The following is a 22960-nucleotide window of genomic DNA, read 5'->3' on the forward strand; positions in this document are numbered from 1 at the left end:
ATCAGGATCGGATCAGAGGGTGTTGCGCGTCCGCATCCGACGGACGGTGAGCAGTGCTGCGCCGAGGAGCAGCAGGGCCGCCGCCGTCACCACGTACGGCGTCGCATCGGTCATACCGGTGTTGGCGAGCGAACCCGGGGCGCTGCCCGAGCCCTCGCCCGCGCCGCCGCCCGTGGTGGGAGCCGCCGCGACCTCGTACGAGACGGTCGTGCTGTTGCTCTGACCGTTGACGGTCTGCGTCACGACGAGCGAGAACTCGCCCGCCTGGGCGGTGAGCGGAACGCTCCATGCGCCGTCGGCGACGGTGGTCGATCCGGCATCCGCACCATTCAGGGTGACGCTGATCGCGGCCTCCTCGATGCCCGTTCCGGTCGCGGCCGTCGGGGCGCTGGCGAAGGCGTAGGCGCCTCCGGCCAGCGGTGCGTCGACGATCGGGGCCGTCGGGATCACGGCGAAGGCCGAGGTCGCAGATGCCGAGGTGATGCCGTCGAGCTCCTGCGTGGCGCTGACCGAGTAGGCGTCGATGCCGAGGTCGACCTCGACGCTCCAGGTGCCGTCCTCGCCGACCGTGGCCTCATCGGTGACGTCGCCGGTCAGGGTGACCGTCGCGCCGATCTCGCCGGTTCCGGAGATCTCGGTGACCTCCGACACGATGCGGTCACCGTTCGCGGGCGACGTGAAGACCGGGGCTGCCGGGAGCACAGCGACCGCGAACGGCGTCGCCGCCGACTCGTTGAAGCCGTTGCGCACGATCGCGCTGAACTCGTACTCGCCGACCTCGGGCGGCGCGGGGAACGACCAGTTGCCGTTACCGTCGATCGGCACCTCGAAGGGTGCGCCCTCGGCCTGGGTGACGACGAGCGTCTGACCTGCGGCTCCGGTGCCGGTGATTGCACCGCCGATACCGACCTGAGCGGGCGAGGTGACGGTCGGAGCGTCGACGTAGAGCGCGACGGTGTAGCCGCCGGTGAGGGAGAGTGCGTTCTGCAGGTCGGCTGCGAACATCACCGGACCGTCGGGGCCCGTTCCGCCGCCGGACAGGATGCCGACGGCCGTGTTTCCCTGGTAGACCGCGCCGCCCGAGTCGCCCTCAGCCGAGTTCGCGGACGTGAGGAAGCCGTAGACGAGGCGTCCGCTGACGTTCGCCCAGACGCCGGTCTCCGTCACCTGCCCGGAACTCAGACCGGTCGTCCGGCCGGACTTGCTCACGGTGCCGAACTGCGGAGCGCCCACGGCACGCACCGGCGTGGTGCTGAGTGAGAGGTCCTCCGACGCAGAGGTCGTCCAGTCGGTGATCTCCGGGAGCAGCGTGAGGTCGACGTTCTGCACGTCCCATACCGAGATGTCGGTCGAGGTGAGGTCTCCGCTGGCGCCGGTCGAGTTGCCCGGGCCGCCGTACTGCGAGAAGGAGAGCTCGGCGAGGCCGTCCACGAGAGCCACGTCGCCGTTCTCGGGGTCGCCGCCACCCGCCGGGTCGCCGGTCGGGAGCGTCAGAGCGCTGAACGTGTACGCGCCGTCGTCAGTGCAGTGACCGGCGGAGATGATCGCGGGATCGCCGGTGGGCGTCCAGCCCGAGAAGCCGATCGAGCAGAGACCGCCGACCTCCGGGGATGCCGGGTCGAAGGCGAGGTAACCGGCACCGGCGACGACATCGGTGGTCGCCAGGGACTCGAGCGGAGCATCGAGCACCTTGACGACGACGTTCGAGTGACCGTCGACGAAGGCATCCGCTTCGCCCGGCAGGGAGTCCTGCGGTGCGGTCGTGTAGACGACGACCTGGCCGTCGGCGTTCGTGCCGACGGCTTCGACGCCGTCGGTCGTGAGCAGCTGCTTGGCGTTCGCGTCGAACGACGCTCCGCTCGTCGGCGCCGCGCCGTCTTCGTCAGCCGTGGCGGCCGTGGGGATCAACGCGCCGGACAGCGCGAGGATGATGGCCGCGGTGGTACCGCCGGCCAGCACTCTTCTCTTGTTGGGGGTCATCTTCTCGTCTCGATATTTCGCAGTGCAGGTGATCGACGGCGCGCGCGAAAGCGCTTGCGCGTGCCCGGGGACACGCCCAACCTAGCCAACCTGTGAGCGCGCTGTATGCGATCGGAGCGAGGTCTTGCGCGAATTGTCATTGGGGAGATGTCCCCATGACGCACGGCGAAACAGCCGGTCAGCGCCGAGTACGCGCTCGCGTCTTCGTGACGCTGCCGAGGGTCGCGCGCACCGGGGTGCCGAGGTACAGACCGAGCGACGCCCCCGAGGCGAGACCGATCCCGATGACGGCGGCGTCGATCAGCGAGCCGCCCGCGCCGACGACGCCCATGCTGGTGCCGCCGTTGTGCACCATCTCGAGCAGCCCCTGGAATACCGCCACTCCGGGCACGAGCGGCACGATGGCCGCGGTCGTCACCGCGACCGACGGAACGTGCAGGTTGTGGGCGATCAGCACCCCGACGAAGCTCGCGAGCAGAGCGCCGATCGCGCTCGCCGCGGCCGGGTGCAGATTGAGGGCGACGGATGCCGTGTACCCGGCGATCGTGATCGCGCTGAGCAGAGCGCTGACGAGGATGATGCGGATGCCGGCGCCGTTGAACACGGCGACGGCGACGGCGATGATGATCGCCCCGGCGAAGACCCCGAGCAGGGGACCGAACGGGGCGGGGTCGTCGGGCAGGTCCATCGTGAACCCGAGCACGCTACCGAGCTCGAGTCCGACGAGGATGCCGATCACCACACCGAGGGTCTGCATCGTGAGGTCGAGGATGCGTCCGCCGGCGGTGAGCGCGAACCCGTCGATCGCATCCTGCGCGGCGCCGACGACCGTGAGCCCGGCGAGCATGAGCACGATGCCCGATGCGACGATGATCGAGGGGCGGATGCCGACGAACGGCTCGATCCCGGCGGACCCGAGCGCCGATACGGCGACCGCGACCACAGTGGTGACGAATCCTCCGGCGATCTGGCTGAAGAAGAGGGGAACCCGCACGCGCGCGAGGCCGGCCTGCGTGAGGGCGGCGGCGAGGGCGGCGATGAAGGTGAGTCCCACGATGATCGGTGACGCGCCGAGAAGGATGCTGACGCCGACGGCGAGCATCGCCCGGGCGACGACGACCACGGACTGCTGGTAGCGGAACGGCACGCGCCGGATCACGCGGAACGCGGTGCGGGCGGACTCCAGGTCGAGCCCCGCTTCGACGTCGGCGACGAGCGCCTGCACGCGTTGCAGTTTGGCGTGGTCGGGGGCGGCGACGCGCACGACGCGCAGCAGAGTCTCGGGCCACACCTCGCCGCTCAGGTGGAACGAGACGGTCACCGAGTTGTAGGTGACGTCGACCTGCACCCCCTTGAGGGCATAGGCCTCGCACACCCGGGTGATCGCGAGCGTGACCTCGTGAGCGGAGGCGCCGACCGCGAACATCGATTCGCCGATGCGCGTGGCGAGGTCGAGCACGCGGGGCACCGTGCGCTCGTCGATGATCGGCATGGCCTCGGTGTGCGCGACGTTCGAGGGATCGTTGTGCAGGATCCGCTGCATCGAGGCGAGCAGTCGCCGGCGCGAGTTCGAGGGCATACCTCTATCCTCTCGTCCGGGTCAGGCGAACGATGAGAGAGCACGCCGATATGCCACGCTGTCGGCTCGTGTGCCGGCCGTGACGAGGAGGGCGTTGTCACCGACGCGACGGGTGTGCTCGCTCTGGCACGGGATCGTGATGATCGTCGTGAGTCCCGCCCGCCACGCGGGGATGAGGGCCTCCAGGTCGCGGTGCTCCGGGTCTTCGGTGAGGGTGTGCGGGCGCGCGGCGGCGCGCTCTTCGAAGGCCGAGTGTTCGTGGTCGGTGTAGGAAGGGTCGTCGAAGGCGGCGTCGCCGAACTCGTCGCGCCAGGTCGGGCCCATCATGTCGCGGAGGAGGTTCTCGCGATCGGGGTCGCCCGGTTCCATCGCGAGCAGTCGCGGGAACTGGTCGTGATCCTGCTCGCGGCCGGCATGGACGGAGGCCGCCCGCCAGAGTCGATTCCACGCTCTCTCCCAGTGAGCCCGGGTGTCCGCGTCGAGCACGGCTGCAGCCGGCGCGGGAGTCCGGACGAGGAGCGGCGGAAGGTCGTCGCCGGTGGGCTGGAGCCCGTACGCCTCGCGCAACCAGAGGAGTTCGAAGAGCGCATGCGGTGCGTCTTCGATACGGATGACCATGTCGTGCGGCCAGCGGTTACCGGGGATCGGGTTCACGGATCGCATCGGAGAAGTACACCCGAGATGCGCGCCGGGCGAAAGACCTCCCGGGGCTATTGCGCTCCAGGCCAGCGGATGCCCGCGGGCAAAGCAAAACCCCCGCCATGTAGAAGCTAGGCGAGGGTTTCTGGGCTGATTGTAATGATCAGCCTTGTGGCTCCGACCGGCATCGATCCGGTGACCTTTCGATTTTCAGTCGAACGCTCTACCAACTGAGCTACAGAGCCGCGCGACCGGCGAACCTGTCGCGTCCTAGACGAAAAGCCCTCTCCGAAGAAAGAGCTCATCGCACGGAGCGACCCTGACGGGACTTGAACCCGCGACCTCCGCCGTGACAGGGCGGCACGCTAACCAACTGCGCTACAGGGCCATACTTGTTTTCAATTATATCGGACGTGGTGACCCCAACGGGATTCGAACCCGTGCTACCGCCGTGAAAGGGCGGCGTCCTAGGCCGCTAAACGATGGGGCCGAGTCAGTCCCGGGGGACTTCCTTGCCGACGCTCAAGCATAAGCGATAGTCGGGGCAAATCGCGAATCGAGGGCGAGTCAGCGCGCTCCCGGGCGTGTTCCGGGAGACGATGTACCCGTCAGCATGCCCTTCGACCGACCCGCGCGCCCTGGTGCGCATGTGAAAGTTGTTGTTACTGTGACATGTGTGAAACCGGCGGAAGGGGCCGTGTGAACGACCAGATCACGAAGGATGCCGCAGCAGCTGCAGCATCCGAGGAATGCGGCTGCGCGCCCACGCCCGCCGAGCGCGACGCTCTCTGGAAGCAGAGCTTCAGCCGTCGCAGCGCGCTCGGGCTCGGCGCGCTCAGTGTCGTCGCCCTCAGCGCCTTCGGGGTCACCTCCGGCGTCTCCGCCGCCTACGCCGCGTCGTACCCGAGCTGGGACGACGTGCAGAAGGCCAAGAACAACGAGGCAGCCAAGGGCGCCGAGATCCAGCGCATCGAGGGCCTGATCCAGTCCCTCACGCAGAAGGTCGCGCAGACCCAGGCGGCTGCCAAGACCGCCTCCGACGAATACTTCACGGCCCAGCAGGAGTTCTTCGCCGCGATCGCCGAGGCCGACACGCTCCAGGCGAAGGCCGACGAGCAGGCGGGCGTCGCCGACGAGTCGGCTCGCAAGGCCGGCCAGGTCGCTGCGCAGATCTATCGCAACGGTGGCGACGACACCTCGCTCGAGTTGTTCTTCGCCGGCTCCGCCGCGAACGCCGATGAGCTGCTCTCGCGCCTCGGCACGATGGACAAGCTCCTCGAGTACAACCAGTCGGTCTACGACGATGCCGTCGCCGCCCGCAACTCCGCCCAGTCGCTCAGCGACCAGGCGAAGGTCGCACGCGACGAGCGCGACCGCCTGCAGAAGATCGCCGAGCAGAAGATGGTCGCGGCCCAGCAGGCGGCGGATGCCGCGCAGGCTGCCCTCGACGAGCAGTCGGCGAACCTCAACACCATGCAGGCGCAGCTCGCCGCCCTCAAGGACACGACGACGAAGACGGTCGCCGGCTACCAGGCCGGTGTCGCGGCTCGCGAGGCCGAGGAGAAGAAGCGCCGTGAGCGCGAGGCCGCCGAGGCCGCGGCGAACGCCGGCGGCAACAGCGGCGGCGGAGGCGCCCCCGCCGGCAGCGGCAGCGGTTGGGTGCGCCCGCACGGCGGTTACCGCAGCTCGGGTTACGGTCCCCGTTCGCAGCAGTGCAACGCGAACGGATGCTCGTCGAGCTGGCACTACGGCATTGACCTCGCCAACGGTTGCGGGGCGGCGATCTACGCCGCGTACGCCGGTGTCGTCGACGCCGCGTTCTACAACGGCGGGTACGGCAACTACGTCCGCATCCAGCACGGCACCGGCGTCGCGACCGGCTACGCGCACATCCGCGACGGCGGCTTCGCGGTCAGGGCCGGCCAGCAGGTGCAGGCCGGGCAGATCATCGCCTACGCGGGCAACACCGGCGGATCCTTCGGCTGCCACCTCCACTTCGAGGTCTACATCAACGGGTACTACACGAACCCGGCCGACTTCATGGCCGCGCGCGGCATCTCGATCTGAGCATCCGCCCCCGACATGCAGAAGACCCCCGGCCGCTGAGCGGATCCGGGGGTCTTTCGCTTCGAGCGTTGGCGAGGGGTCAGTGACCCTGCTCGCCGAAACGGACGATCGCCTCGTCGAGGATGCGCTCGGCCTCGGCCTTGTCGCCCCACGCGTCGACCTTGACCCACTTGTTGGGCTCGAGGTCCTTGTAGTGCTCGAAGAAGTGCGCGATCTCCTTCTTCGTGTACTCGGCGATGTCGTCGATGTCCTGGATGTGCGCCCAGCGCGGGTCCTTCGACAGCACGGCGACCAGCTTGTCGTCGCCGCCGGCCTCGTCGCTCATCTTGAGCACGGCCACGGGACGCACCTCGACGACGACGCCCGGGTAGATGGCGTGGTCGAGCAGCACGAGCACGTCGAGCGGGTCGCCGTCCTCGCCGAGCGTGTTGTCGAAGTAGCCGTAGTCGGCCGGGTAGCCGAAGGTCGTGTAGAGCACGCGGTCGAGGTGCACTCGCCCGGTCTCGTGGTCGACCTCGTACTTCACGCGGCTGCCGCGCGGGATCTCGATGACGGCGTCGTGTGCGCCCATGCGTGTGCTCCTCAGGAGAAAAATCGGTTGGATGCCGCGGACAAGCCTACTCGGCAGGTCCGGGCGTCTGAACGTCGGAGTCGCGCGAACGCCCGCGAGACAGCCGATCGACCAGCCGGGAGACGGGGGCGTTCAACAACAGCAGGAAGAGGGCGGCGTACCCGATCTCGGGAACGAGCACGGCGACGAGCAGTGCCGCAGCGAACAGGATGATCGCGGCCAGGTCGCCGAGCACCCCCTCGCGGTAGGTCGAGGGCGGCGCGGTCGAGAGCTCCGGGCGCCGTCCGAGATAGATGCCGCCGGCCAGCGTCGCGAGCTGCGTGGCGATCAACGTGCCGATGTACACGACCTTCTGCAGTGGGTCGGTGTCGATCTGCCCCAGCATGGCCGTCGGCACGGGCAGCCACACGATCGTGGCCATCCACGCCAGGTTGATCCAGATCAGCGGCGTGGTGATCCGCTCCACATCGCGGTACTGACTGTGGTGCCCCATCCAGAAGGTCGCGATGAGCAGGAAGCTCAGTGCGAAGCTCAGCAACTGCCCCGAGTGCTCGTGGAAGAACTCCGCCGTCGTCAGCTTGCCGGACGCGGCATCCGACACCGCCTCCATGAGCGGCAGGATGAGCAGCGTCATCGCGATCGCGACGACGGCGTCGACGAACGCCTTGAACCGCTCGGTGCGGAACGGCGGGGTGCGGTGCGGTGCGGTCACGGCGTCAGGATAGTGCCGCCGCAGGGGCGGGCGCACGCCCCGCGGATGCCGTGCCCTAGCGTGGAGGGATGCCGTCACTCGACCCCGCCATCGCCGAGATCCGCCGCGCCGTGCGCACCGCACTGGCCGATCTGCCCGAGGGTGCCGCCGTCGTGGTGGCTCTGTCCGGGGGAGCGGACTCCCTGGCACTGACCGCCGCGGTCGCCTTCGAGGCGCCGAAGGTCGGCATCCGCGCGACCGCCGTCACCGTCGATCACGCCCTTCAGACGGGATCGGATGCCGTCGCCGCGCGGGCCGCCGAGCAGGCGACGGCCCTCGGTCTCGAAGCCCGCGTCGTGCGGGTCGAGGTCGACGACGCGACCGACGACGGCCCCGAGTCGGCGGCGCGGGACGCGCGCTATCGGGCGCTGCGGGATGTCGCCGACGAGGTCGGCGCGCGAGCGGTGCTGCTCGGCCACACGCTCGACGACCAGGCGGAGACAGTTCTGCTCGGGCTGGCCCGCGGCGCCGGAGCCGCGAGCCTGCAGGGCATGGCGCCCGTGCGGGAGGACGACGACGGCGTGCGCTGGATGCGCCCGTTGCTGGCGGTGCGTCGCACGACGACGCGCGCCTTCTGCGCGGCATCCGCTCTCGATGTCTGGGACGACCCCCACAACCTCGACGATCGTTTCTCCCGGGTGCGGGTGCGCGAGCGCGTGCTCCGCGTGCTCGAGGCCGAGATCGGGCCGGGAATCGCCGAGGCTCTCGCGCGCACCGCCGAGCAGCTGCGCGAAGACGCCGAGGCGTTCGACGAGATGATCCACGAGACCATCGAAGACATCGTCGAGCACGCCGAAGCCGGCATCTCGGTGAGCGTCGCGGCGCTCGCAGCGAACCCCGCGGCCCTGCGCAATCGCGTGATCCGCCTCGTGGTCGACAGCGAGTTCGGGGTGAGCCTCACCCGGCTGCAGACGCTGGAGGTCGCGCGCCTGGTGACCGACTGGTCGGGTCAGGGCCCGATCGACCTGCCCGGGTGCGCCGCCGCCCGCCACGGTGGGCGCATCGTCTTCACGGCGCGCACCTGACCTGCGGCGGGCGGCGCCCGTTACTTCTTGCCGCCGAAGAGCCCGCCGACGATGCTGCCCAGGTCGATGCCGCCGTCGCCCGACTTGTTGCCGCCGCCCAGCAACCCGCCGATGATGTCGCCGACGCCACCGCCGCCGGAGTTGCCGTTGCCGCCGCCGAGCAGACCGCCGATGATGTCGCCGATCCCGCCACCGCCCTGCGACTCGGTCGAGGCGGAGCCGCTCTTGCCCTTGCCTGCGTTCGCGATCAGACCCATCACGATCGGCGCGAGGATCGGCAGGAGCTTGCCGAAGTCGATGCCCGCGGTCTTGTCTGACTGCGTGAGCTTCTCGGTGACCTTCTTCTTCTCCTCGGCTCCGAGGATGTGCGTGACGATCTTGTCGCCATCGGCCTGATCGATGTCCTTGATCGAGGCGGCGCCGCCCGTGCCCTCGTGCTTCTTCAGCGCCTTCTGGATCGCCGCCGAGCCCTCGTCGGTCGAGGCGTTCTTCGCGAGCCCTCCGAGAAGCACCGCACCGCCCTGCTCGACCGCGGTCTTCGCGACGTCGGGAGAGACACCGAGCTGCTTCGCGATGTCGTCGATCGGGACCTGCTTCAGGATGTCGTCGAGAGCCATGGGAATCCTTCCGTCGGTGGGCGTCCGCCCGTCTCACGGCTCAGAGTAGTGCGGATGCCGGGGCAGGGGGAGAGCGGTGTCGTCGATCGCCTAAAATCGATCCATGCGCGCCACGGAAATCCAGGCTGACCTGTCCGAGATCCTCGTCACCGAGGAGCAGATCCTCGCCAAGCTCGACGAGCTGGCCCTGCGGGTCGCCGACGATTACGCGGGCAAGGACCTCATCCTGGTCGGCGTGCTCAAGGGCGCGGTCATGGTGATGGCCGACTTCGCGCGGGCGCTGCCCTTCCACGCGCCGATGGACTGGATGGCCGTGTCGAGCTACGGTGCGAGCACGAAGTCCAGCGGCGTCGTGCAGATCCGCAAGGACCTCGACACCGACCTGAACGGCAAGCACGTGCTCATCGTCGAGGACATCATCGACTCGGGGCTCACGCTGAGCTGGCTGCTCGAGAACTTCGAGTCGCGCGGCGCCGAGTCGATCGAGGTGCTCGCCCTGCTGCGCAAGCCGGAGGCCGCGAAGGTGGTCATCGACTGCAAGTACGTGGGCTTCGACATCCCCACCGATTTCGTCGTCGGCTACGGCCTCGATTTCGACGAGAGGTACCGCAACCTGCGCGACGTCGCCGTGCTCGCCCCGCACGTCTACTCCTGACGCGCTACGCCGTGGGTGAACGCACAGCAGGCGCCTAGTACGCGCGCGATACGCTGATCCGATCATGGATGTGAAGAAGCTCGGCAAGAATCCGCTGATCTACGTACTGGTGATCGGCCTGCTGCTGATCCTCGGGTTCGTGCTGGTCTCGAACATCGCGGCACCCAAGCAGATCACCACGCAGGAGGGTCTGAAGCTGCTCGGCGGCTCGACCGTCACCGAGGTGGTCAACACCGACGGCGACCAGCGCGTCGACCTCACGCTCTCGAAGCCGTTCGAGGGTGCCGACAAGGTGCAGTTCTACTACGTCGACGCCCGCGCCGACGAGGTGGTCACGGCGATCAACGACGCCGACCTCAAGGAGGGCTTCAACGACGCCGTGCCGCGCGCGACGTGGTTCGACGGCTTCCTCTCTCTCCTCCTGCCGCTCGTGCTCCTGGGCCTGCTGTTCTGGTGGCTCCTGTCGTCGATGCAGGGCGGCGGCGGCAAGGTCATGCAGTTCGGCAAGTCGAAGGCGAAGCTCGTCAACAAGGAGACCCCGACGGTCACCTTCGCCGACGTCGCCGGCGCCGACGAGGCGATCGAAGAGCTCCATGAGATCAAGGAGTTCCTGCAGGACCCCGCGAAATTCCAGGCGATCGGCGCCCGCATCCCGAAGGGCGTGCTGCTGTACGGCCCTCCCGGAACCGGTAAGACCCTTCTCGCCCGCGCTGTCGCCGGTGAGGCCGGAGCCCCCTTCTACTCGATCTCGGGTTCGGACTTCGTCGAGATGTTCGTCGGCGTCGGAGCCTCGCGTGTGCGCGACCTGTTCAACCAGGCCAAGGAGAACTCGCCGGCGATCATCTTCATCGACGAGATCGACGCCGTCGGTCGTCACCGCGGCGCCGGCATGGGAGGCGGCAACGACGAGCGCGAGCAGACGCTCAACCAGATGCTCGTCGAGATGGACGGCTTCGACCCGAACGCGAACGTCATCGTGATCGCGGCGACGAACCGCCCCGACATCCTCGACCCCGCACTGCTGCGTCCCGGCCGTTTCGATCGCCAGATCGGTGTCGACGCTCCCGACCTCAAGGGCCGTCAGAAGATCCTCGAGGTGCACAGCAAGGGCAAGCCGCTCTCGCAGAGCGTCGACCTCGAGGTCGTCGCCCGCAAGACGCCGGGCTTCACCGGTGCCGACCTCGCGAACGTGCTGAACGAGGCGGCGCTCCTCACCGCCCGCTCGAACGCGCAGCTCATCGACAACCGCGCGCTCGACGAGGCGATCGACCGCGTCATCGCCGGTCCGCAGCGTCGCACCCGAGTGATGAAGGACCGCGAGAAGCTCATCACCGCGTACCACGAGGGCGGGCACGCGCTCGCCGCCGCGGCCATGAACTACACCGACCCGGTCACCAAGATCACGATCCTGCCGCGCGGCAAGGCCCTCGGCTACACGATGGTGCTGCCGCTCGAAGACAAGTACTCCGTCACGCGCAACGAGCTGCAGGACCAGCTCACGTACGCGATGGGCGGCCGCGTCGCCGAGGAGATCGTGTTCCACGATCCGACCACCGGCGCCTCGAACGACATCGAGAAGGCGACCTCCATCGCCCGCAAGATGGTCATCGAGTACGGCATGACGACCGAGGTCGGTCCGGTCAAGCTCGGTTCCGAGGGCGGCGACATGTTCGTCGCGCGCGACATGGGCCGCGGACGCGAGTACTCCGAGAAGGTCGCCGAGCGCGTCGACGCCGAGGTGCGCGCGCTCATCGAGCAGGCCCACGACGAGGCCTACGAGGTGATCAGCGCGAACCGCGACATCCTCGACCGTCTCGCCCTGGCGCTGCTCGAGGAGGAGACCCTCGACCACAACCAGATCGCCGAGATCTTCACCGAGATCCGCAAGCTCCCCGAGCGCCCGCTGTGGCTGTCGAGCAGCGACCGTCCGGTCTCGGACGTGCCGCCGATCGAGGTTCCGAAGAAGGTCGTGCCGGTCGCGGCGTCCGTCGAGGAGCCCTCGGCGACCGCCCGCGCACAGGAGCCGTCAGGAGCCACGAACCCGCGTCCCGCGACGGCCTGATCGTGGGCGTCGACAGGGCGCGGATCGAGCGGCTGACGCGTGAGCTGCTCGAGGCGATCGGTGAAGACCCGGATCGTCCGGGGCTGCGCCAGACGCCCGCGCGCATGGCCGAGCTGTACGCGGAGTTCTTCGGCGGCGTCGGCGAGGATGCCGCGGCTCCGCTCGAGCGCACGATCAGCGTGACCCGGGGCCCCGCCCCCGACACGCTGCCCTCGGGCGCGGTGCTGCTGCGCGATATCCGCTTCCGTTCGGTGTGCGAGCACCACCTGCTGCCCTTCGCCGGCCGGGCCCACCTGGCCTACCTCCCGGGGGAGCAGGTCGTGGGTCTGGGTGCGCTGGTGCGCGTCGTCGAGATCCTCGCCGCCCGCCCGCAGGTGCAGGAGCGGCTGGGCGAGCAGATCGCCGACACGATCGCCGAGAACCTCGACACCCGCGGTGTGCTCGTCGTGCTCGACGCCAGCCACGGGTGCGTGACGATGCGCGGCGGACGCCAGCCCGAGGCATCCACCCTCACCATCGCCGCCCGCGGCATCTACGAGGACCCGATCGCGCGCGCCGAGCTCATCGCCCTCATCGGTCCGTCGTCCGGTGCACTCTCGTGACCGGCATCTGGGGCATCGTCAACGTCACTCCCGACTCGTTCAGTGACGGCGGACGCTACCTCGACGTCGACTCGGCGGTCGCGCGGGGACTGAAGCTGCGCGCCGACGGCGCCACCGTGCTCGACATCGGCGGGGAGTCGACGCGCCCCGGCGCGGAGCGTGTGGACGCCGCCACCGAGCAGTCGCGCGTGATCCCGGTGATCGAGCAGCTGGCCGCGGCCGGCGTCGCCCTCAGCATCGACACGATCAACGCCTCGACGGCGTCGGCGGCGGTGCGCGCCGGGGCCCGCATCGTCAACGACGTGTCGGGCGGGCTCGCCGACCCCGAGATGCGCGCGGCCGTCGCCGAGTCCGGCGCCGACTACGCGATCGGGCACTGGCGCGGTTTCTCCGACGACATGTACGCCCGCGCCGACTACCATCGCATCGCGCGCGAGGTCGCCGGAGAGCTGCAGGAGCGCCTGGGCGAAGCCGCCGCGGCGGGCATCGCACCGTCGCGGGTGATCCTCGACCCGGGCATCGGATTCGCCAAGGCGGGTGCGCAGAACTGGGATCTGCTGCGGGGACTCGACGACATCGTCGCCCTGGGACCCCGCGTGCTCATCGGCACCTCGCGCAAGCGGTTCCTGGCCGAGACGTTGGGCCAAGCGGATGCCGACGTCACCGAGCAGCGTCGCGACCTCGCGACCGCCGTGACCAGCGCTCTCGCGCTGCGCGCCGGCGTGTGGGCGGTGCGCGTGCACGACGTGGCCGCGACCCGCGACGCGCTCGCGATCGCGCACGCCTGGGAAGGGCGCTGAGCGCCGGCCGCTGCGTCGTCGGTGCTCCCGCGTACGCTGGGGTGATGGACTCCCTCGATGAGATCGTGCTGACCGGGCTGACGGTGTTCGGCCGGCACGGTGTGTACGCCCACGAGCGCGCCGACGGGCAGGAGTTCACGATCGACCTGCGCCTGCGTCTCGACCTCGCCCCGGCCGCGGCATCCGACGACGTGGTCGACACGGTGCACTACGGCGAGTTGGCCGAGAAGGTGGCGGCGATCGTCGCGGGAGAGCCGGTCGACCTGATCGAGACGCTCGCGTCGCGCATCGCCGACGCCGCCCTCGGCGACGAGCGGGTGCACGACGTCACCGTCACGGTGCACAAGCCGCACGCCCCCATCCCCCTCACGTTCACCGACGTCTCGGTGGTCCTCACACGCGGGCGCATCACGGCAGGAGGCGTCGCATGAGCCGCAACCTCACCCGACCGCCCGAGGTTCCGCTGCCGGGTCCCGGTCGCGAGCCGGTCACCGCCGTCGTCGCCCTCGGAGCCAACCTCGGCGACCGGCACGCCACGATCACCGCCGCGGCCGAGCGCATCGCGCGCCTTCCCCTGGTCACCGACGTACGACTCTCTCCGCTGCACGAGACCGTCGCCCTCCGCGTCGACGGGCCCGACCCCGACGCGCCGGGCTACGTGAACGCGGTCGCCCTGGTGACTACGCGCCTCGCCCCCGAGATCCTGCTCGGCATGCTGCATGCGATCGAAGACGAGAACGGGCGCGAGCGCCACGAGCGGTGGGGCGACCGCACCCTCGATCTCGACCTCATCGCGTACGGCGACGAGGTCTCCGACGACCCGCGTATCGTGCTGCCGCACCCGCGTGCGTTCGAGCGCCTCTTCGTGCTCGACCCGTGGCTCGACATCGACCCCGACGCCGAGCTCGCAGGTCACGGCCGTATCGCCGACCTCGCCGCCGCGCTGCGCGCGCAGGGGGAGTGATGCAGCGCACCTCCGCCGGGCTCCTCGTCATCCTCGCCGTCGTCGGCGCCGGTCTCGGGTTCCTCCTCGATCAGCTGCTGACGGCGATGGGCCGCGCGACCTTCACCCCTTCGGTCTTCCTCCCGGTGCTGCTCGTGCTCATCGCGGCGGCGGCGCTCGCCGTCGCCTGGCCGGTGCGGCGCAGTGTGCGCACCGGCATCCGCATCGATCCGTTCCGTGCGCTCCGCGCCGCGACGCTCGCTCGCGCCTCGAGTCTGCTCGGAGCCCTGCTCGCGGGCTTCGGCGCCGGTCTCCTGGGCTTCCTCCTGACACGGCCGATCGATCCCCCGGTAGGGTCGACAGTGGCGATGATCGCCCTGATCGCGGGAGCAATCGTGCTCGTGGTCGCCGCCCTCGTCGCCGAACAGTTCTGCACCCTGCCGAAGGATCCTGATGACTCAGAGCCCAGAGAACGCGCCCCTGAACCCGGCCGAGGGCACTGACCTCGCCGCCCTCGACCAGGGGGTGTACACCTCTCTCCGCACGGCGCGCAGCGAGGCCCGCCTCGAGCTCGACGGCACCTGGCACCAGATCTCGCCGCGCTACGCCATCTCGCAGCTGCTGCAGAACGCGCTCCTGCTCGTCGTCGTGATCGTCGCCGCCGCTGTGCTCGCTCTCGTGCTGCACCAGAGCTGGGTGTGGATCCCCGGCGCCGTGCTGACGCTGCTGATCGTCGTGACGATGATCATCCTGCCGCGGCAGGCGCGGGCGATCGGCTACATGCTGCGCGCCGACGACATCGTCTTCCGCAAGGGCATCCTCTGGCAGCGCATGATCGCCGTGCCCTACGGGCGCATGCAGCTCGTCGACATCACGCAGGGTCCGGTCGACCGCGGCTTCGGCATCTCGCAGCTCAAGATGGTCACCGCCGCCGCGACCACCGGCGTCCAGATCCCCGGCCTCACGCAGGCCGCGGCCGAGGCGCTGCGCGACACGCTCATCGAGGTCGCCGAGACCCGCCGGACCGGCCTGTGAGCGAGCCGCAGTTCCCCGCCCCGCCGACGCCGGCGGACGCCGCGCCCGCCGGGAAGGCGGATTCGTCGAACCTCGCCGACGGCGAATGGCATCGGATGCATCCGCTCACGCCCCTGTTCAAGGGCGGGCTGGTGCTGCTGATCGTCGCGGGCATCACGTTCGCGAACCTGCGCGACCGGGTGATCGCCTGGTTCGTGAACATCACGACGCCGAGCGACACGCACTACAGCGACTACTCCTCGGGCGACCCGGTCGACTGGGTGCTCGAGAACAACCTGATCCTCATCGCCCTTCTGGCGGTGCTCGGGCTCCTGATCGTGCTGGTCGCGATCTTCTGGTTCGTCTGGCGCTTCCAGCAGTTCCGCATCACCGGCGACCACGTCGAGGTGCGCAAAGGCATCATCTTCCGCTCGCACCGCCGCGCCCCGCTCGACCGCGTGCAGGGCGTCAACCTCACGCGGCCGTTCCCGGCGCGCATCATCGGCCTCGCCAAGCTCGAGGTCGTCGGCGCCGGAACCGACGCGAACGTCGAGCTCGAGTACCTCGCCACCCCGCGGGCCGAGGCCGTGCGCGCCGACATTCTGCGCCTCGCGTCGGGCGTGCGTGCGGCGCGGCAGGCCGCGGCATCCGGTGCACCTGCCGGGCCGACGACCACCCGCGCCCAGCTCGTCGACTCGATGAACCACGGCGTCACGGGACTCATCGCCGGCGTCGACCTCGAAGACGTGGCACCCGAGAGCGTCGTGAAGATCCCGACCGGCCGACTGGTCGGCTCGCAGCTGCTCGCGGGCGTGCTGTGGTTCGTCTTCTTCGCGCTGATCTTCGGCATCACGATGGGGTTCATGTTCTTCGGTGCCCTGCTCGACGGAGACGTGGGCGGGAGCTTCATCTCGCTGGGGCTCGCGCTCGGCATCGGCATCCCCCTCGTCATCGCGGTCGTGGGTATCACCTGGGCGCAGATCTCGAAGTCGCTCCGGTACTCGATCGCTCCGACGCCCGACGGCGTGCGCATCACCTACGGTCTGCTCACGACGGTCACCGAGACGCTGCCCCCGGGCCGTATCTTCGCGGTCGAGGTCACGCAGTCGCTGCTGTGGCGCCCGTTCGGCTGGTGGTCGATCAAGATCAACCGCATGAGCGGCAAGAGCGCCGCGCAGCAGTCCTCGGGCAGTGCGCAGCAGTTCAACATCGTGCTGCCGGTCGGCAAGCGGGCAGACGTCGAGCGGGTGCTCGGGCTGATCCTGCCCGACGTGCCGGCGGCCGACATCCCGCTCATCTGGGAGCACGGCATCCTCGGACCGGTCGAGGGCGACCCGTACCGCACCATGCCGCGTCGCGCCGGATGGCGTCGCCCCCTCTCGTGGAAGCGCCACGGCTACACGGTCACCGACTTCGGCCTGATCCTGCGTCGCGGTGTCATGTGGCGCAAGCTCGCGGTGTTCCCGCTCGCGCGGCTGCAGGGCGTCTCGCTCTCGCAGGGACCGATCGACCGTGCGCAGCGCGTCAGCGGCGCGCAGGTGCACACGGTTCCCGGTCCGATCCACGGCATCCTCTCGGGCCTCGAGCGCGACGACGCCCTTGCACTGATCGGCGACGTCTCGAGCCGGGCTGCTGCCGCGGCTGCGCGCGACACCTCGCACCGCTGGAGCGAGCATGCAGGAGAAGCGGATGCCGCGGCCGCGGGTGCGCCCGTACCGCCGCCGTATGCGCCGGTGCCTCCGCCGTACGCGGGGCAGCCCGGTGCGGATGCGGGTGCACCGCCGGTTCCGCCGCTGCCTTCGGGTGCGCCGCCTGCTGCTCCGGTGCCGCCTGCTCCTCCGGCACCGCCCGCTCCTCCGGCGTCGGCTGCTCCTCAGCCGCCGGCACCGCCCGCGCCTGCCGCCCCTCCCGCACCTCCTGCGTCGACGGAGGAGTGACGTGGTGGAGCGCGACGGACGCCTCGGCGTCGGCATCATCGGCGCGGGTCTCGTGGGGCCCGTCATCGGCGCGGCCCTCGGCGGCGCCGGGCATGCGGTCGTGGGGATCACGAGCGGATCCGACGACGAGCGGGCGTCGGCCGTTCTGCCCGACGTGCCCGTGCTCGACGCACTCGAGGTCGTGCGCCGCGCCGAGCTCGTGGTGATCGCGGTGCCGCACGACCAGTTGGAATCGCTCGTCGCCGGTATCGCCGAGGTCGGCGGATGGCAGATCGGCCAGCTCGTGCTGCACACCGACCCCGCCTTCGGTATCGAGGTACTGCGTCCCGCCGCCGCGAAGGGGGCGATCCCGCTCGCCGTACACCCGGCGATCACGTTCACCGGAACCTCGATCGATCTGCGTCAGTTGCAGGCGGGGTTCGCGGCGGTCACCGCTCCCGCGGCCGTCCTGCCGATCGCCCAGGCCCTCGCCGTCGAGATCGGTTGCGAGCCGGTCGTCGTGGCCGAGGCGGATCGCGCCGCCTACGCCGATGCGATTCAGACGGCGACCGAGTTCTCGCGCTCGATCATCGGACAGGCCACGGGTCGCCTCCGCGAGATCGGCATCGACAACCCCGGCGGCTACCTCTCGGCCCTCGTGCAGTCCACCGTCGAACGGGCGCTGCGCGAAGCATCCGATCCTCCGCCTTTGCTCTGACGGGCGCCCGCGAACGCGTGAGGGGTCACAACGCGCCGCGAGTGCGGCGTGCGGTGCGGCGTGTCTTGACCCCTCACGAGTGAGGGGAGTGAGGGGAGCGCGAGGGGAGCGCGAGGTGCGGGTCAGCGTCCGCCGGAGAAGCCGCCGCCTCCTCCGCCGCCGGAGAACCCGCCGCCGCTCGAGCCGCCGAAGCTCGACGAGCTGCCGGTCGATGGCGCCGTGTACGACGATGCCGATGCGGTGGAGACGGCGAAGGCCGCGAGCGAGGTGCTCAGATACGGTGAGCGACCGTCGCCGATCCAGCCGGGACCCCGCTGCTCGTACGTGTACGCGTGCTCGAGCACCTTGCCCCATTCGTCTTCCATGCCGAAGAGCATCGCGTAGGGGAGCAGACGCTCGTAGAGCACGATGACGTTCGCGCTGCCGTCCTGCCGGCGCTCCGCCCCCGTGTACGACTGCAGCATCTGCAGACGGTCGGCCTCGGCGACGCGGATGAACTCGCGCACCCCCTGCAGATACTCGTACTGCCGGGCACCCTCCGCGGTGAGCATGACGTGCTTCGAGAATGCGTAGAGGCTCGCCAGGAGCACGAAGAAGGCCCCGAAGGCGACGACCACGAGCGCCGGAATCGCTCCGACCCGACCGGTGGCGACGCCCCAGATCGCCACCGCCAGTCCGATCGCGGCGACGGCGATCGCGATCCACTGCAGGATCACGGCGCCGCGGGCGCGCTCGCGCACGGTGAGCCCGCGGGTCTCGGCCTGCTTCTTGCCCAGCGCCTGCAGGACGCCCATGCGCGCGGCGAAGGTCTCGCTCGCGGCGGGGATGTCGACGACGCCGGTGTCGTCGGCGCCGAGGAACAGGTTGTCGACCGCATCCGCGTCGAGCTGGTCGGGGAGACGTCCGTCGGGAAGGCGTCGCAGCCGCGGCCGCTCGGGCTCGGCGCCTTCCTCGATCCGCAGCACCCCGCGGACGGCGAGGTGCACGATCTCGGCGGGGATCACGGCCTTCGCGCCGGGCAGGATCGCGGCCGCGAGCAGCGGGGGCATCGCATCCGGCACGTCGTACTGGGCCACGACGATGCCGGTGGCGGTGCGTCGCCTCCTGCGCACCGCCGAGACGGCGAACCAGCTCGCGACCGTCAGTCCCAGGCCGCCGACCGCGGCGAACATCGGTGCGACGTCGGTGACCGGGTTCGGGGTGCGGGCAGCGGGTTGCGTGACGGTACCCGCGTCGAAGCCGATCGCGACGGTCACTCCGTCGCCGGCGGCGCGCTCGCCCGATTCGACGCGGAAGAGGGCGCCGTCGGCGGTGTCCGTCGGGCCTTCGAGCGTGCATGCCTCCGACGACCCGGAGTATCCCTCGTAGCAGCGGCTGGCGCCGGTGAGGGCGGCGGTCAGGGTGTCGTCGAAGAGGATGTCGGCGCGGAAGGACTCGATCGCCTGCGTGCTGTCGAGGGGGAGGAGGTCCCAGTAGAACTCGTCGACTCCGGTCTCGGCGGCGAGGACGACGTCGCGCATCTCGTACTCGATCACGTAGGTCTGAAGCCCCTGCACGTAGTCGTCGTCGCCGGTGAGCACGTAGAGCACGCCATCGTCGGTGTCGGTCTCGTAGGGAACGTCGGCGCCCGTCTCATCGGTGACGGAGAGGATGCGGGTGTCGATGCCCGCGTTCTCGTAGGAGGTGGCGAGACCGCGGACGATCCCGCGGTTCTGGTCGAAGTCGGGGAATCGGGCGACGAGCTCCTCGGTGACGTGCATGGTGGCTCGGCCCTCGTCGTCGACGCCCACCGTGTAGGTGGCGTCCCACGACGCGTAGGAGAAGTCGTCGACGTCGGCGGAGACGGATGCTCGGGCGCTCGCGGGGCTCGATGCGAGCAACACGAGGCCGGCGACGGCGGCGGTGGTGGCGAGGGCGCGGAGGATCCGTGGGGCGGCCATTCTTCGAGGCTACCCAGCCTCGGCCTCGGATCGGCCTACGGCCTCGGTAAACTGGAACGACTTTTCCAAGGAGCCCCGAATGACCGACGCGTCCGCCGCGCCCGCGCAGAACCCCACCGACCCTTCGAACACGGAGCTCGGCGACGACGAGATCCACGAGCAGAAGGCCGTGCGTCTCGCCAAGCGCGAGCGTCTGATCGCGAAGCGGACGGATGCCGGTGGCGGGGCGTTCCCGGTCGGTGTCCCGGTGACCCACACGATCCCGGCGCTGCGCGCCCAGTACGGCGAGGGTGGTGCCGACGAGCTCGAAGCGGGAGCCGAGACCGGCGTCGTGGTCGGCGTCGCCGGCCGCGTCGTGTTCAGCCGCAACACCGGCAAGCTCTGCTTCGCGACCCTGCAGGCGGGTGACGGTTCGCGCATCCAGGCGATGATCTCTCTCGCGAACGTCGGCGAGGAGTCGCTGGCGGACTGGAAGGAGTACGTCGACCTGGGAGACCACGTCTTCGTGCACGGCGAGGTCATCTCGAGCCGCCGCGGCGAGCTGTCGATCATGGCCGACGGCTGGGAGATCGCATCGAAGGCGATCCTGCCCCTGCCGAACGCGTACGCCGAGCTGAGCGAGGAGGGTCGTGTCCGCAGCCGCTACCTCGACCTGATCGTGCGTGAGCAGGCCCGCCAGACCGTGCGCGCCCGTGCCGCGGTGAACGCGAGCCTGCGGGCCACGTTCACCGGTCACGACTACCTCGAGGTCGAGACCCCCATGCTGCAGGTGCAGCACGGCGGGGCATCCGCTCGCCCGTTCATCACGCACTCGAACGCGTTCGACACCGAGCTGTACCTGCGCATCGCCCCCGAGCTGTACCTCAAGCGTGCGGTCGTCGGAGGTATCGAGCGCGTCTACGAGATCAACCGCAACTTCCGCAACGAGGGCGCCGACTCGACGCACAGCCCCGAGTTCGCGATGCTCGAGGCCTACCAGGCCTACGGCGACTACGACCAGATGGCCGCTCTCACTCAGGAGCTCGTGCAGAACGCGGCGATCGCGGTCGCGGGTTCCACGACGGTGACCTGGGCCGACGGCACCGAGTACGACCTCGGCGGCGAGTGGGACCGCATCTCGATGTACGAGTCGCTGTCTGCCGCTGCCGGACGCACGTTCACCCCGCAGGACGCGGTCGACGATCTCATCGCCTTCGCCGAGGCCAACGGCGTCGATCTGCCCGCCCAGGCGACCCACGGCAAGCTCATCGAGGAGCTGTGGGAGCACTTCGTGAAGGGCGACCTGGTGCGCCCCACGTTCGTCATGGACTTCCCCGTCGACACCTCGCCCCTCGTGCGCGAGCACCGGTCGATCGACGGAGTGGTCGAGAAGTGGGACCTGTACATCCGCGGCTTCGAGCTGGCGACCGGGTACTCCGAGCTCGTCGACCCCGTGATCCAGCGCGAGCGTTTCGTCGAGCAGTCCAAGCTCGCCGCGCGCGGCGACGTCGAGGCGATGCCGATCGACGACGAGTTCCTGCGGGCGTTGGAGCACGGCATGCCGCCGTCCGGCGGCATGGGCATGGGCATCGATCGCCTGCTCATGGCGATCACGGGTCTCGGCATCCGCGAGACCATCCTGTTCCCGCTGGTCAAGTAGTCCGCCCCGCGGTGCGTCGGAAGGTCCATTCCGGCAGCACCGCGGCGTTGATCATCGACCCCACGAGCGCGGCGAGTCCGTAGTCGGGGTCGATCTCGCGCACCAGGTCGAGGTAGTGCGCCGCGTGCGTGGACCGGCCGAGCGCCCACGAGAGCCACGCCGCCGCGGTGAGCGGGGCGGGGCGGGCGGCACGCGGTGCGCGCGACGCGGCGGTGCGCACGACGTCGAGGGCGAAGCTGAGCCGATCGGGGTCGGGCGTCGGACCGCGCCCGAGGAAGATGTCGCCGAGCTCGTCGGGGATCGACCGGCCGTGCTGGGCGAAGTCGAGCTGCGCCGCGAGCGATCGTCGACCGGAGGCGTGGTCCGAGGCCCACTGCAGCAGTGCCACGTCTCGGTAGGCGGGGCGCTCGAGGCACCACAGCAGCGCGGCGACCGCGAAGGGCGGCAGCTCCCCACGGGAGTCGAGCAGCTGCTCGTAGAACGCGGGGACGTCGTCGAGGATCGCGAGGGCGGCCAGGGCCTCGGAGTTCTCGTCGTCGGACAGCGACGACGCCGGGCGCCCGAGCAGTTCGGAGAGGTCGTGCAAGGCCCGCCCGACGCGCTCCTTCTGCGCGAGATCGGCGACGGGGAGCACGGCACCGGATTTCTGATCGCCCGACACGTCTCCGATGCCGGGCACCTTCTCGGCGCGCACCGGCTCGACGGGATGCAGAAGAGGTTCCTCTTCGAGGTAGCTCGCCCATCCGCCGGGCGTGACGCACAGCGCGTCGACGATGCGGAGGCCGGCGTCCTCGGCGCAACCGAGCAGTTCGTCGAGGGCGACGGCGTGGGGGAGGACCCACCCGTCCGGTGTGCTCTGAGCCGCCTCGTCGACGTAGGCGACGACGGCGACCGCGTCGATCGCGGCCACGCGTGAGACGAGGCCGATCGCGGTATCCGCATAGTGCTCGAGCGGCACGTCGTCGCGGGGAAGGTCGATGCGCATCGCGCCGTAGGCGCGGGAGCCCTGGAAGGGGAGCATGACGATGCTGCGCCGGGGCGTGAAGCCGGCGAGGAGGGGGACGATGCCGAGGAACTCGGCGGAATCTGCGGCACGGAGGACGGTGTTCATGAGGCGAGTGTGCCCGGTGGCGGCATCCGCCCGTTCCGGAAAACCGGGCCTGTGGAGGGATTGCCCCGTCCTTCGGATCGGCGCAGGAGGAGTGAGGTCGCGTACCATGGGGGTATGGACAACTTCTGGGTCGCCGCCGCGTGGTCGATCCTTCCGACTCTCGGGGTCAGCGCCATCTTCTTCATGGTGCTCCGCGGCATCCTGCGATTCGACCGCACCGAACGCAAGGTGCACGCGCAGATCGAGGCGGAGGAGCGCGCGGCCCGCGGTCTTCCCCCGCGCTCCTGAGGCACTGTCCCACCCATCCGCTACTGTGAAGCGAACACCGCCG

At 69.9% G+C, this 22960-nt stretch carries 22 protein-coding genes and 3 tRNA genes; 14 read left to right on the forward strand and 11 right to left on the reverse strand.

Going from position 1 to position 22960, the window contains the following annotated elements; translation table 11 throughout:
- Positions 1-12: 12 nt before the first annotated feature.
- From ACZ5Y9_RS04535 to ACZ5Y9_RS04560, 6 genes are all read right to left on the reverse strand, one after another.
- Positions 13-1980: a S1 family peptidase gene (locus tag ACZ5Y9_RS04535; protein ID WP_247623483.1), complete on the reverse strand. Its 1968-nt coding sequence runs from the start codon at positions 1978-1980 to the stop codon at positions 13-15.
- A gap of 178 nt (positions 1981-2158) precedes the next feature.
- A complete protein-coding gene (locus ACZ5Y9_RS04540; protein WP_247623482.1) occupies positions 2159-3559 on the reverse strand; it encodes a threonine/serine exporter family protein in 1401 nt (466 codons plus the stop codon).
- A 21-nt stretch (positions 3560-3580) separates the two neighbouring features.
- Entirely contained in the window at positions 3581-4222 is a 642-nt protein-coding gene (locus ACZ5Y9_RS04545; protein WP_464472406.1) for a hypothetical protein, read from the reverse strand.
- A 148-nt stretch (positions 4223-4370) separates the two neighbouring features.
- Positions 4371-4443, reverse strand: a tRNA-Phe gene (locus tag ACZ5Y9_RS04550).
- 69 nt (positions 4444-4512) lie between these two features.
- Positions 4513-4586 (reverse strand) — tRNA-Asp (locus tag ACZ5Y9_RS04555).
- Positions 4587-4612: 26 nt separating this feature from the next.
- Positions 4613-4688: transfer RNA gene (locus ACZ5Y9_RS04560), tRNA-Glu, on the reverse strand.
- Positions 4689-4897: 209 nt separating this feature from the next.
- On the opposite strand from ACZ5Y9_RS04560, the gene ACZ5Y9_RS04565 reads away from it, so the two are divergent.
- Positions 4898-6265, forward strand: coding sequence for a M23 family metallopeptidase (locus ACZ5Y9_RS04565; RefSeq protein ID WP_247955551.1), 1368 nt, complete (start codon positions 4898-4900; stop codon positions 6263-6265).
- A gap of 79 nt (positions 6266-6344) precedes the next feature.
- Here ACZ5Y9_RS04565 and ACZ5Y9_RS04570 read toward each other — a convergent pair whose 3' ends face one another.
- Positions 6345-6836 carry an inorganic diphosphatase gene (locus tag ACZ5Y9_RS04570; protein ID WP_045254862.1) on the reverse strand — a complete coding sequence of 164 codons (492 nt, stop codon included), beginning with the start codon at positions 6834-6836 and terminating at the stop codon, positions 6345-6347.
- Between the two features lie 46 nt (positions 6837-6882).
- Entirely contained in the window at positions 6883-7548 is a 666-nt protein-coding gene (locus ACZ5Y9_RS04575; RefSeq protein ID WP_464472407.1) for a TMEM175 family protein, read from the reverse strand.
- 68 nt (positions 7549-7616) lie between these two features.
- Between ACZ5Y9_RS04575 and tilS the strand changes: the two genes are divergently transcribed.
- Complete coding sequence (gene tilS / locus ACZ5Y9_RS04580; protein ID WP_464472408.1) at positions 7617-8612, forward strand: tRNA lysidine(34) synthetase TilS; 996 nt, start codon at positions 7617-7619, stop codon at positions 8610-8612.
- A gap of 20 nt (positions 8613-8632) precedes the next feature.
- On the opposite strand, the gene ACZ5Y9_RS04585 is transcribed toward tilS, so the two are convergent.
- Complete coding sequence (locus ACZ5Y9_RS04585) at positions 8633-9229, reverse strand: DUF937 domain-containing protein (RefSeq protein ID WP_336641005.1); 597 nt, start codon at positions 9227-9229, stop codon at positions 8633-8635.
- A 103-nt stretch (positions 9230-9332) separates the two neighbouring features.
- Here ACZ5Y9_RS04585 and hpt point away from each other — a divergent pair, with 103 nt between their 5' ends.
- From hpt to ACZ5Y9_RS04635, 10 genes are all read left to right on the forward strand, one after another.
- Complete coding sequence (gene hpt / locus ACZ5Y9_RS04590) at positions 9333-9884, forward strand: hypoxanthine phosphoribosyltransferase (protein ID WP_247623476.1); 552 nt, start codon at positions 9333-9335, stop codon at positions 9882-9884.
- Between the two features lie 64 nt (positions 9885-9948).
- Positions 9949-11946, forward strand: a complete 1998-nt coding sequence (gene ftsH, locus ACZ5Y9_RS04595) for an ATP-dependent zinc metalloprotease FtsH (RefSeq protein ID WP_247632935.1) — start codon at positions 9949-9951, stop codon at positions 11944-11946.
- A 2-nt stretch (positions 11947-11948) separates the two neighbouring features.
- The gene (gene folE / locus ACZ5Y9_RS04600) at positions 11949-12548 is read left to right on the forward strand and encodes a GTP cyclohydrolase I (protein WP_247623474.1); all 600 of its coding nucleotides are present in this window, start codon (positions 11949-11951) and stop codon (positions 12546-12548) included.
- On the forward strand, positions 12545-13348 hold the full coding sequence (folP, locus tag ACZ5Y9_RS04605; RefSeq protein WP_336641003.1) for a dihydropteroate synthase: 804 nt from the start codon (positions 12545-12547) through the stop codon (positions 13346-13348). Before folE ends, folP begins: the two co-directional genes overlap by 4 nt.
- Positions 13349-13392: 44 nt before the next feature.
- Positions 13393-13779: a dihydroneopterin aldolase gene (folB, locus tag ACZ5Y9_RS04610; protein ID WP_464472409.1), complete on the forward strand. Its 387-nt coding sequence runs from the start codon at positions 13393-13395 to the stop codon at positions 13777-13779.
- Positions 13776-14312 (forward strand): 2-amino-4-hydroxy-6-hydroxymethyldihydropteridine diphosphokinase, encoded by a 537-nt coding sequence (folK, locus tag ACZ5Y9_RS04615; protein ID WP_336641001.1) that lies wholly within the window; start codon positions 13776-13778, stop codon positions 14310-14312. Before folB ends, folK begins: the two co-directional genes overlap by 4 nt.
- Positions 14312-14794 (forward strand): DUF3180 domain-containing protein, encoded by a 483-nt coding sequence (locus ACZ5Y9_RS04620; RefSeq protein WP_247955557.1) that lies wholly within the window; start codon positions 14312-14314, stop codon positions 14792-14794. Before folK ends, ACZ5Y9_RS04620 begins: the two co-directional genes overlap by 1 nt.
- Entirely contained in the window at positions 14745-15326 is a 582-nt protein-coding gene (locus tag ACZ5Y9_RS04625) for a PH domain-containing protein (RefSeq protein ID WP_404597738.1), read from the forward strand. Before ACZ5Y9_RS04620 ends, ACZ5Y9_RS04625 begins: the two co-directional genes overlap by 50 nt.
- Positions 15323-17242, forward strand: coding sequence for a PH domain-containing protein (locus tag ACZ5Y9_RS04630; RefSeq protein ID WP_308194250.1), 1920 nt, complete (start codon positions 15323-15325; stop codon positions 17240-17242). The genes ACZ5Y9_RS04625 and ACZ5Y9_RS04630 overlap by 4 nt, the downstream gene beginning before the upstream one ends.
- 4 nt (positions 17243-17246) lie before the next feature.
- Complete coding sequence (locus tag ACZ5Y9_RS04635) at positions 17247-17939, forward strand: DUF2520 domain-containing protein (RefSeq protein ID WP_247624730.1); 693 nt, start codon at positions 17247-17249, stop codon at positions 17937-17939.
- Positions 17940-18061: 122 nt separating this feature from the next.
- On the opposite strand, the gene ACZ5Y9_RS04640 is transcribed toward ACZ5Y9_RS04635, so the two are convergent.
- Positions 18062-19879: a DUF2207 domain-containing protein gene (locus tag ACZ5Y9_RS04640; protein ID WP_247623468.1), complete on the reverse strand. Its 1818-nt coding sequence runs from the start codon at positions 19877-19879 to the stop codon at positions 18062-18064.
- A 79-nt stretch (positions 19880-19958) separates the two neighbouring features.
- Between ACZ5Y9_RS04640 and lysS the strand changes: the two genes are divergently transcribed.
- Positions 19959-21518: a lysine--tRNA ligase gene (gene lysS / locus ACZ5Y9_RS04645; protein WP_464472410.1), complete on the forward strand. Its 1560-nt coding sequence runs from the start codon at positions 19959-19961 to the stop codon at positions 21516-21518.
- Here the strand turns inward: lysS and ACZ5Y9_RS04650 are convergent.
- Positions 21511-22629: a DUF4192 family protein gene (locus ACZ5Y9_RS04650; RefSeq protein ID WP_464472411.1), complete on the reverse strand. Its 1119-nt coding sequence runs from the start codon at positions 22627-22629 to the stop codon at positions 21511-21513. The two genes, lysS and ACZ5Y9_RS04650, sit on opposite strands and share 8 nt — an antisense overlap.
- A 114-nt stretch (positions 22630-22743) precedes the next feature.
- Here ACZ5Y9_RS04650 and ACZ5Y9_RS04655 point away from each other — a divergent pair, with 114 nt between their 5' ends.
- On the forward strand, positions 22744-22917 hold the full coding sequence (locus ACZ5Y9_RS04655) for a hypothetical protein (protein ID WP_247623465.1): 174 nt from the start codon (positions 22744-22746) through the stop codon (positions 22915-22917).
- The last annotated feature ends 43 nt before the right edge of the window (positions 22918-22960 follow it).

Source organism: Microbacterium sp. T3-8 (assembly GCF_055398145.1).

Coding starts and splice junctions, on each gene's coding strand:
- ftsH (WP_247632935.1), top strand. CDS start 9,949: ATGGATGTGAAGAAGCTCGGCAAGAATCCGCTGATCTACGTACTGGTG.
- ACZ5Y9_RS04655 (WP_247623465.1), top strand. CDS start 22,744: ATGGACAACTTCTGGGTCGCCGCCGCGTGGTCGATCCTTCCGACTCTC.
- ACZ5Y9_RS04535 (WP_247623483.1), bottom strand. CDS start 1,980: ATGACCCCCAACAAGAGAAGAGTGCTGGCCGGCGGTACCACCGCGGCC.
- ACZ5Y9_RS04540 (WP_247623482.1), bottom strand. CDS start 3,559: ATGCCCTCGAACTCGCGCCGGCGACTGCTCGCCTCGATGCAGCGGATC.
- lysS (WP_464472410.1), top strand. CDS start 19,959: ATGACCGACGCGTCCGCCGCGCCCGCGCAGAACCCCACCGACCCTTCG.
- tilS (WP_464472408.1), top strand. CDS start 7,617: ATGCCGTCACTCGACCCCGCCATCGCCGAGATCCGCCGCGCCGTGCGC.
- folK (WP_336641001.1), top strand. CDS start 13,776: ATGAGCCGCAACCTCACCCGACCGCCCGAGGTTCCGCTGCCGGGTCCC.
- ACZ5Y9_RS04570 (WP_045254862.1), bottom strand. CDS start 6,836: ATGGGCGCACACGACGCCGTCATCGAGATCCCGCGCGGCAGCCGCGTG.
- ACZ5Y9_RS04625 (WP_404597738.1), top strand. CDS start 14,745: ATGACTCAGAGCCCAGAGAACGCGCCCCTGAACCCGGCCGAGGGCACT.
- ACZ5Y9_RS04620 (WP_247955557.1), top strand. CDS start 14,312: ATGCAGCGCACCTCCGCCGGGCTCCTCGTCATCCTCGCCGTCGTCGGC.
- ACZ5Y9_RS04650 (WP_464472411.1), bottom strand. CDS start 22,629: ATGAACACCGTCCTCCGTGCCGCAGATTCCGCCGAGTTCCTCGGCATC.
- ACZ5Y9_RS04640 (WP_247623468.1), bottom strand. CDS start 19,879: ATGGCCGCCCCACGGATCCTCCGCGCCCTCGCCACCACCGCCGCCGTC.
- folB (WP_464472409.1), top strand. CDS start 13,393: ATGGACTCCCTCGATGAGATCGTGCTGACCGGGCTGACGGTGTTCGGC.
- ACZ5Y9_RS04585 (WP_336641005.1), bottom strand. CDS start 9,229: ATGGCTCTCGACGACATCCTGAAGCAGGTCCCGATCGACGACATCGCG.
- ACZ5Y9_RS04545 (WP_464472406.1), bottom strand. CDS start 4,222: ATGCGATCCGTGAACCCGATCCCCGGTAACCGCTGGCCGCACGACATG.
- hpt (WP_247623476.1), top strand. CDS start 9,333: ATGCGCGCCACGGAAATCCAGGCTGACCTGTCCGAGATCCTCGTCACC.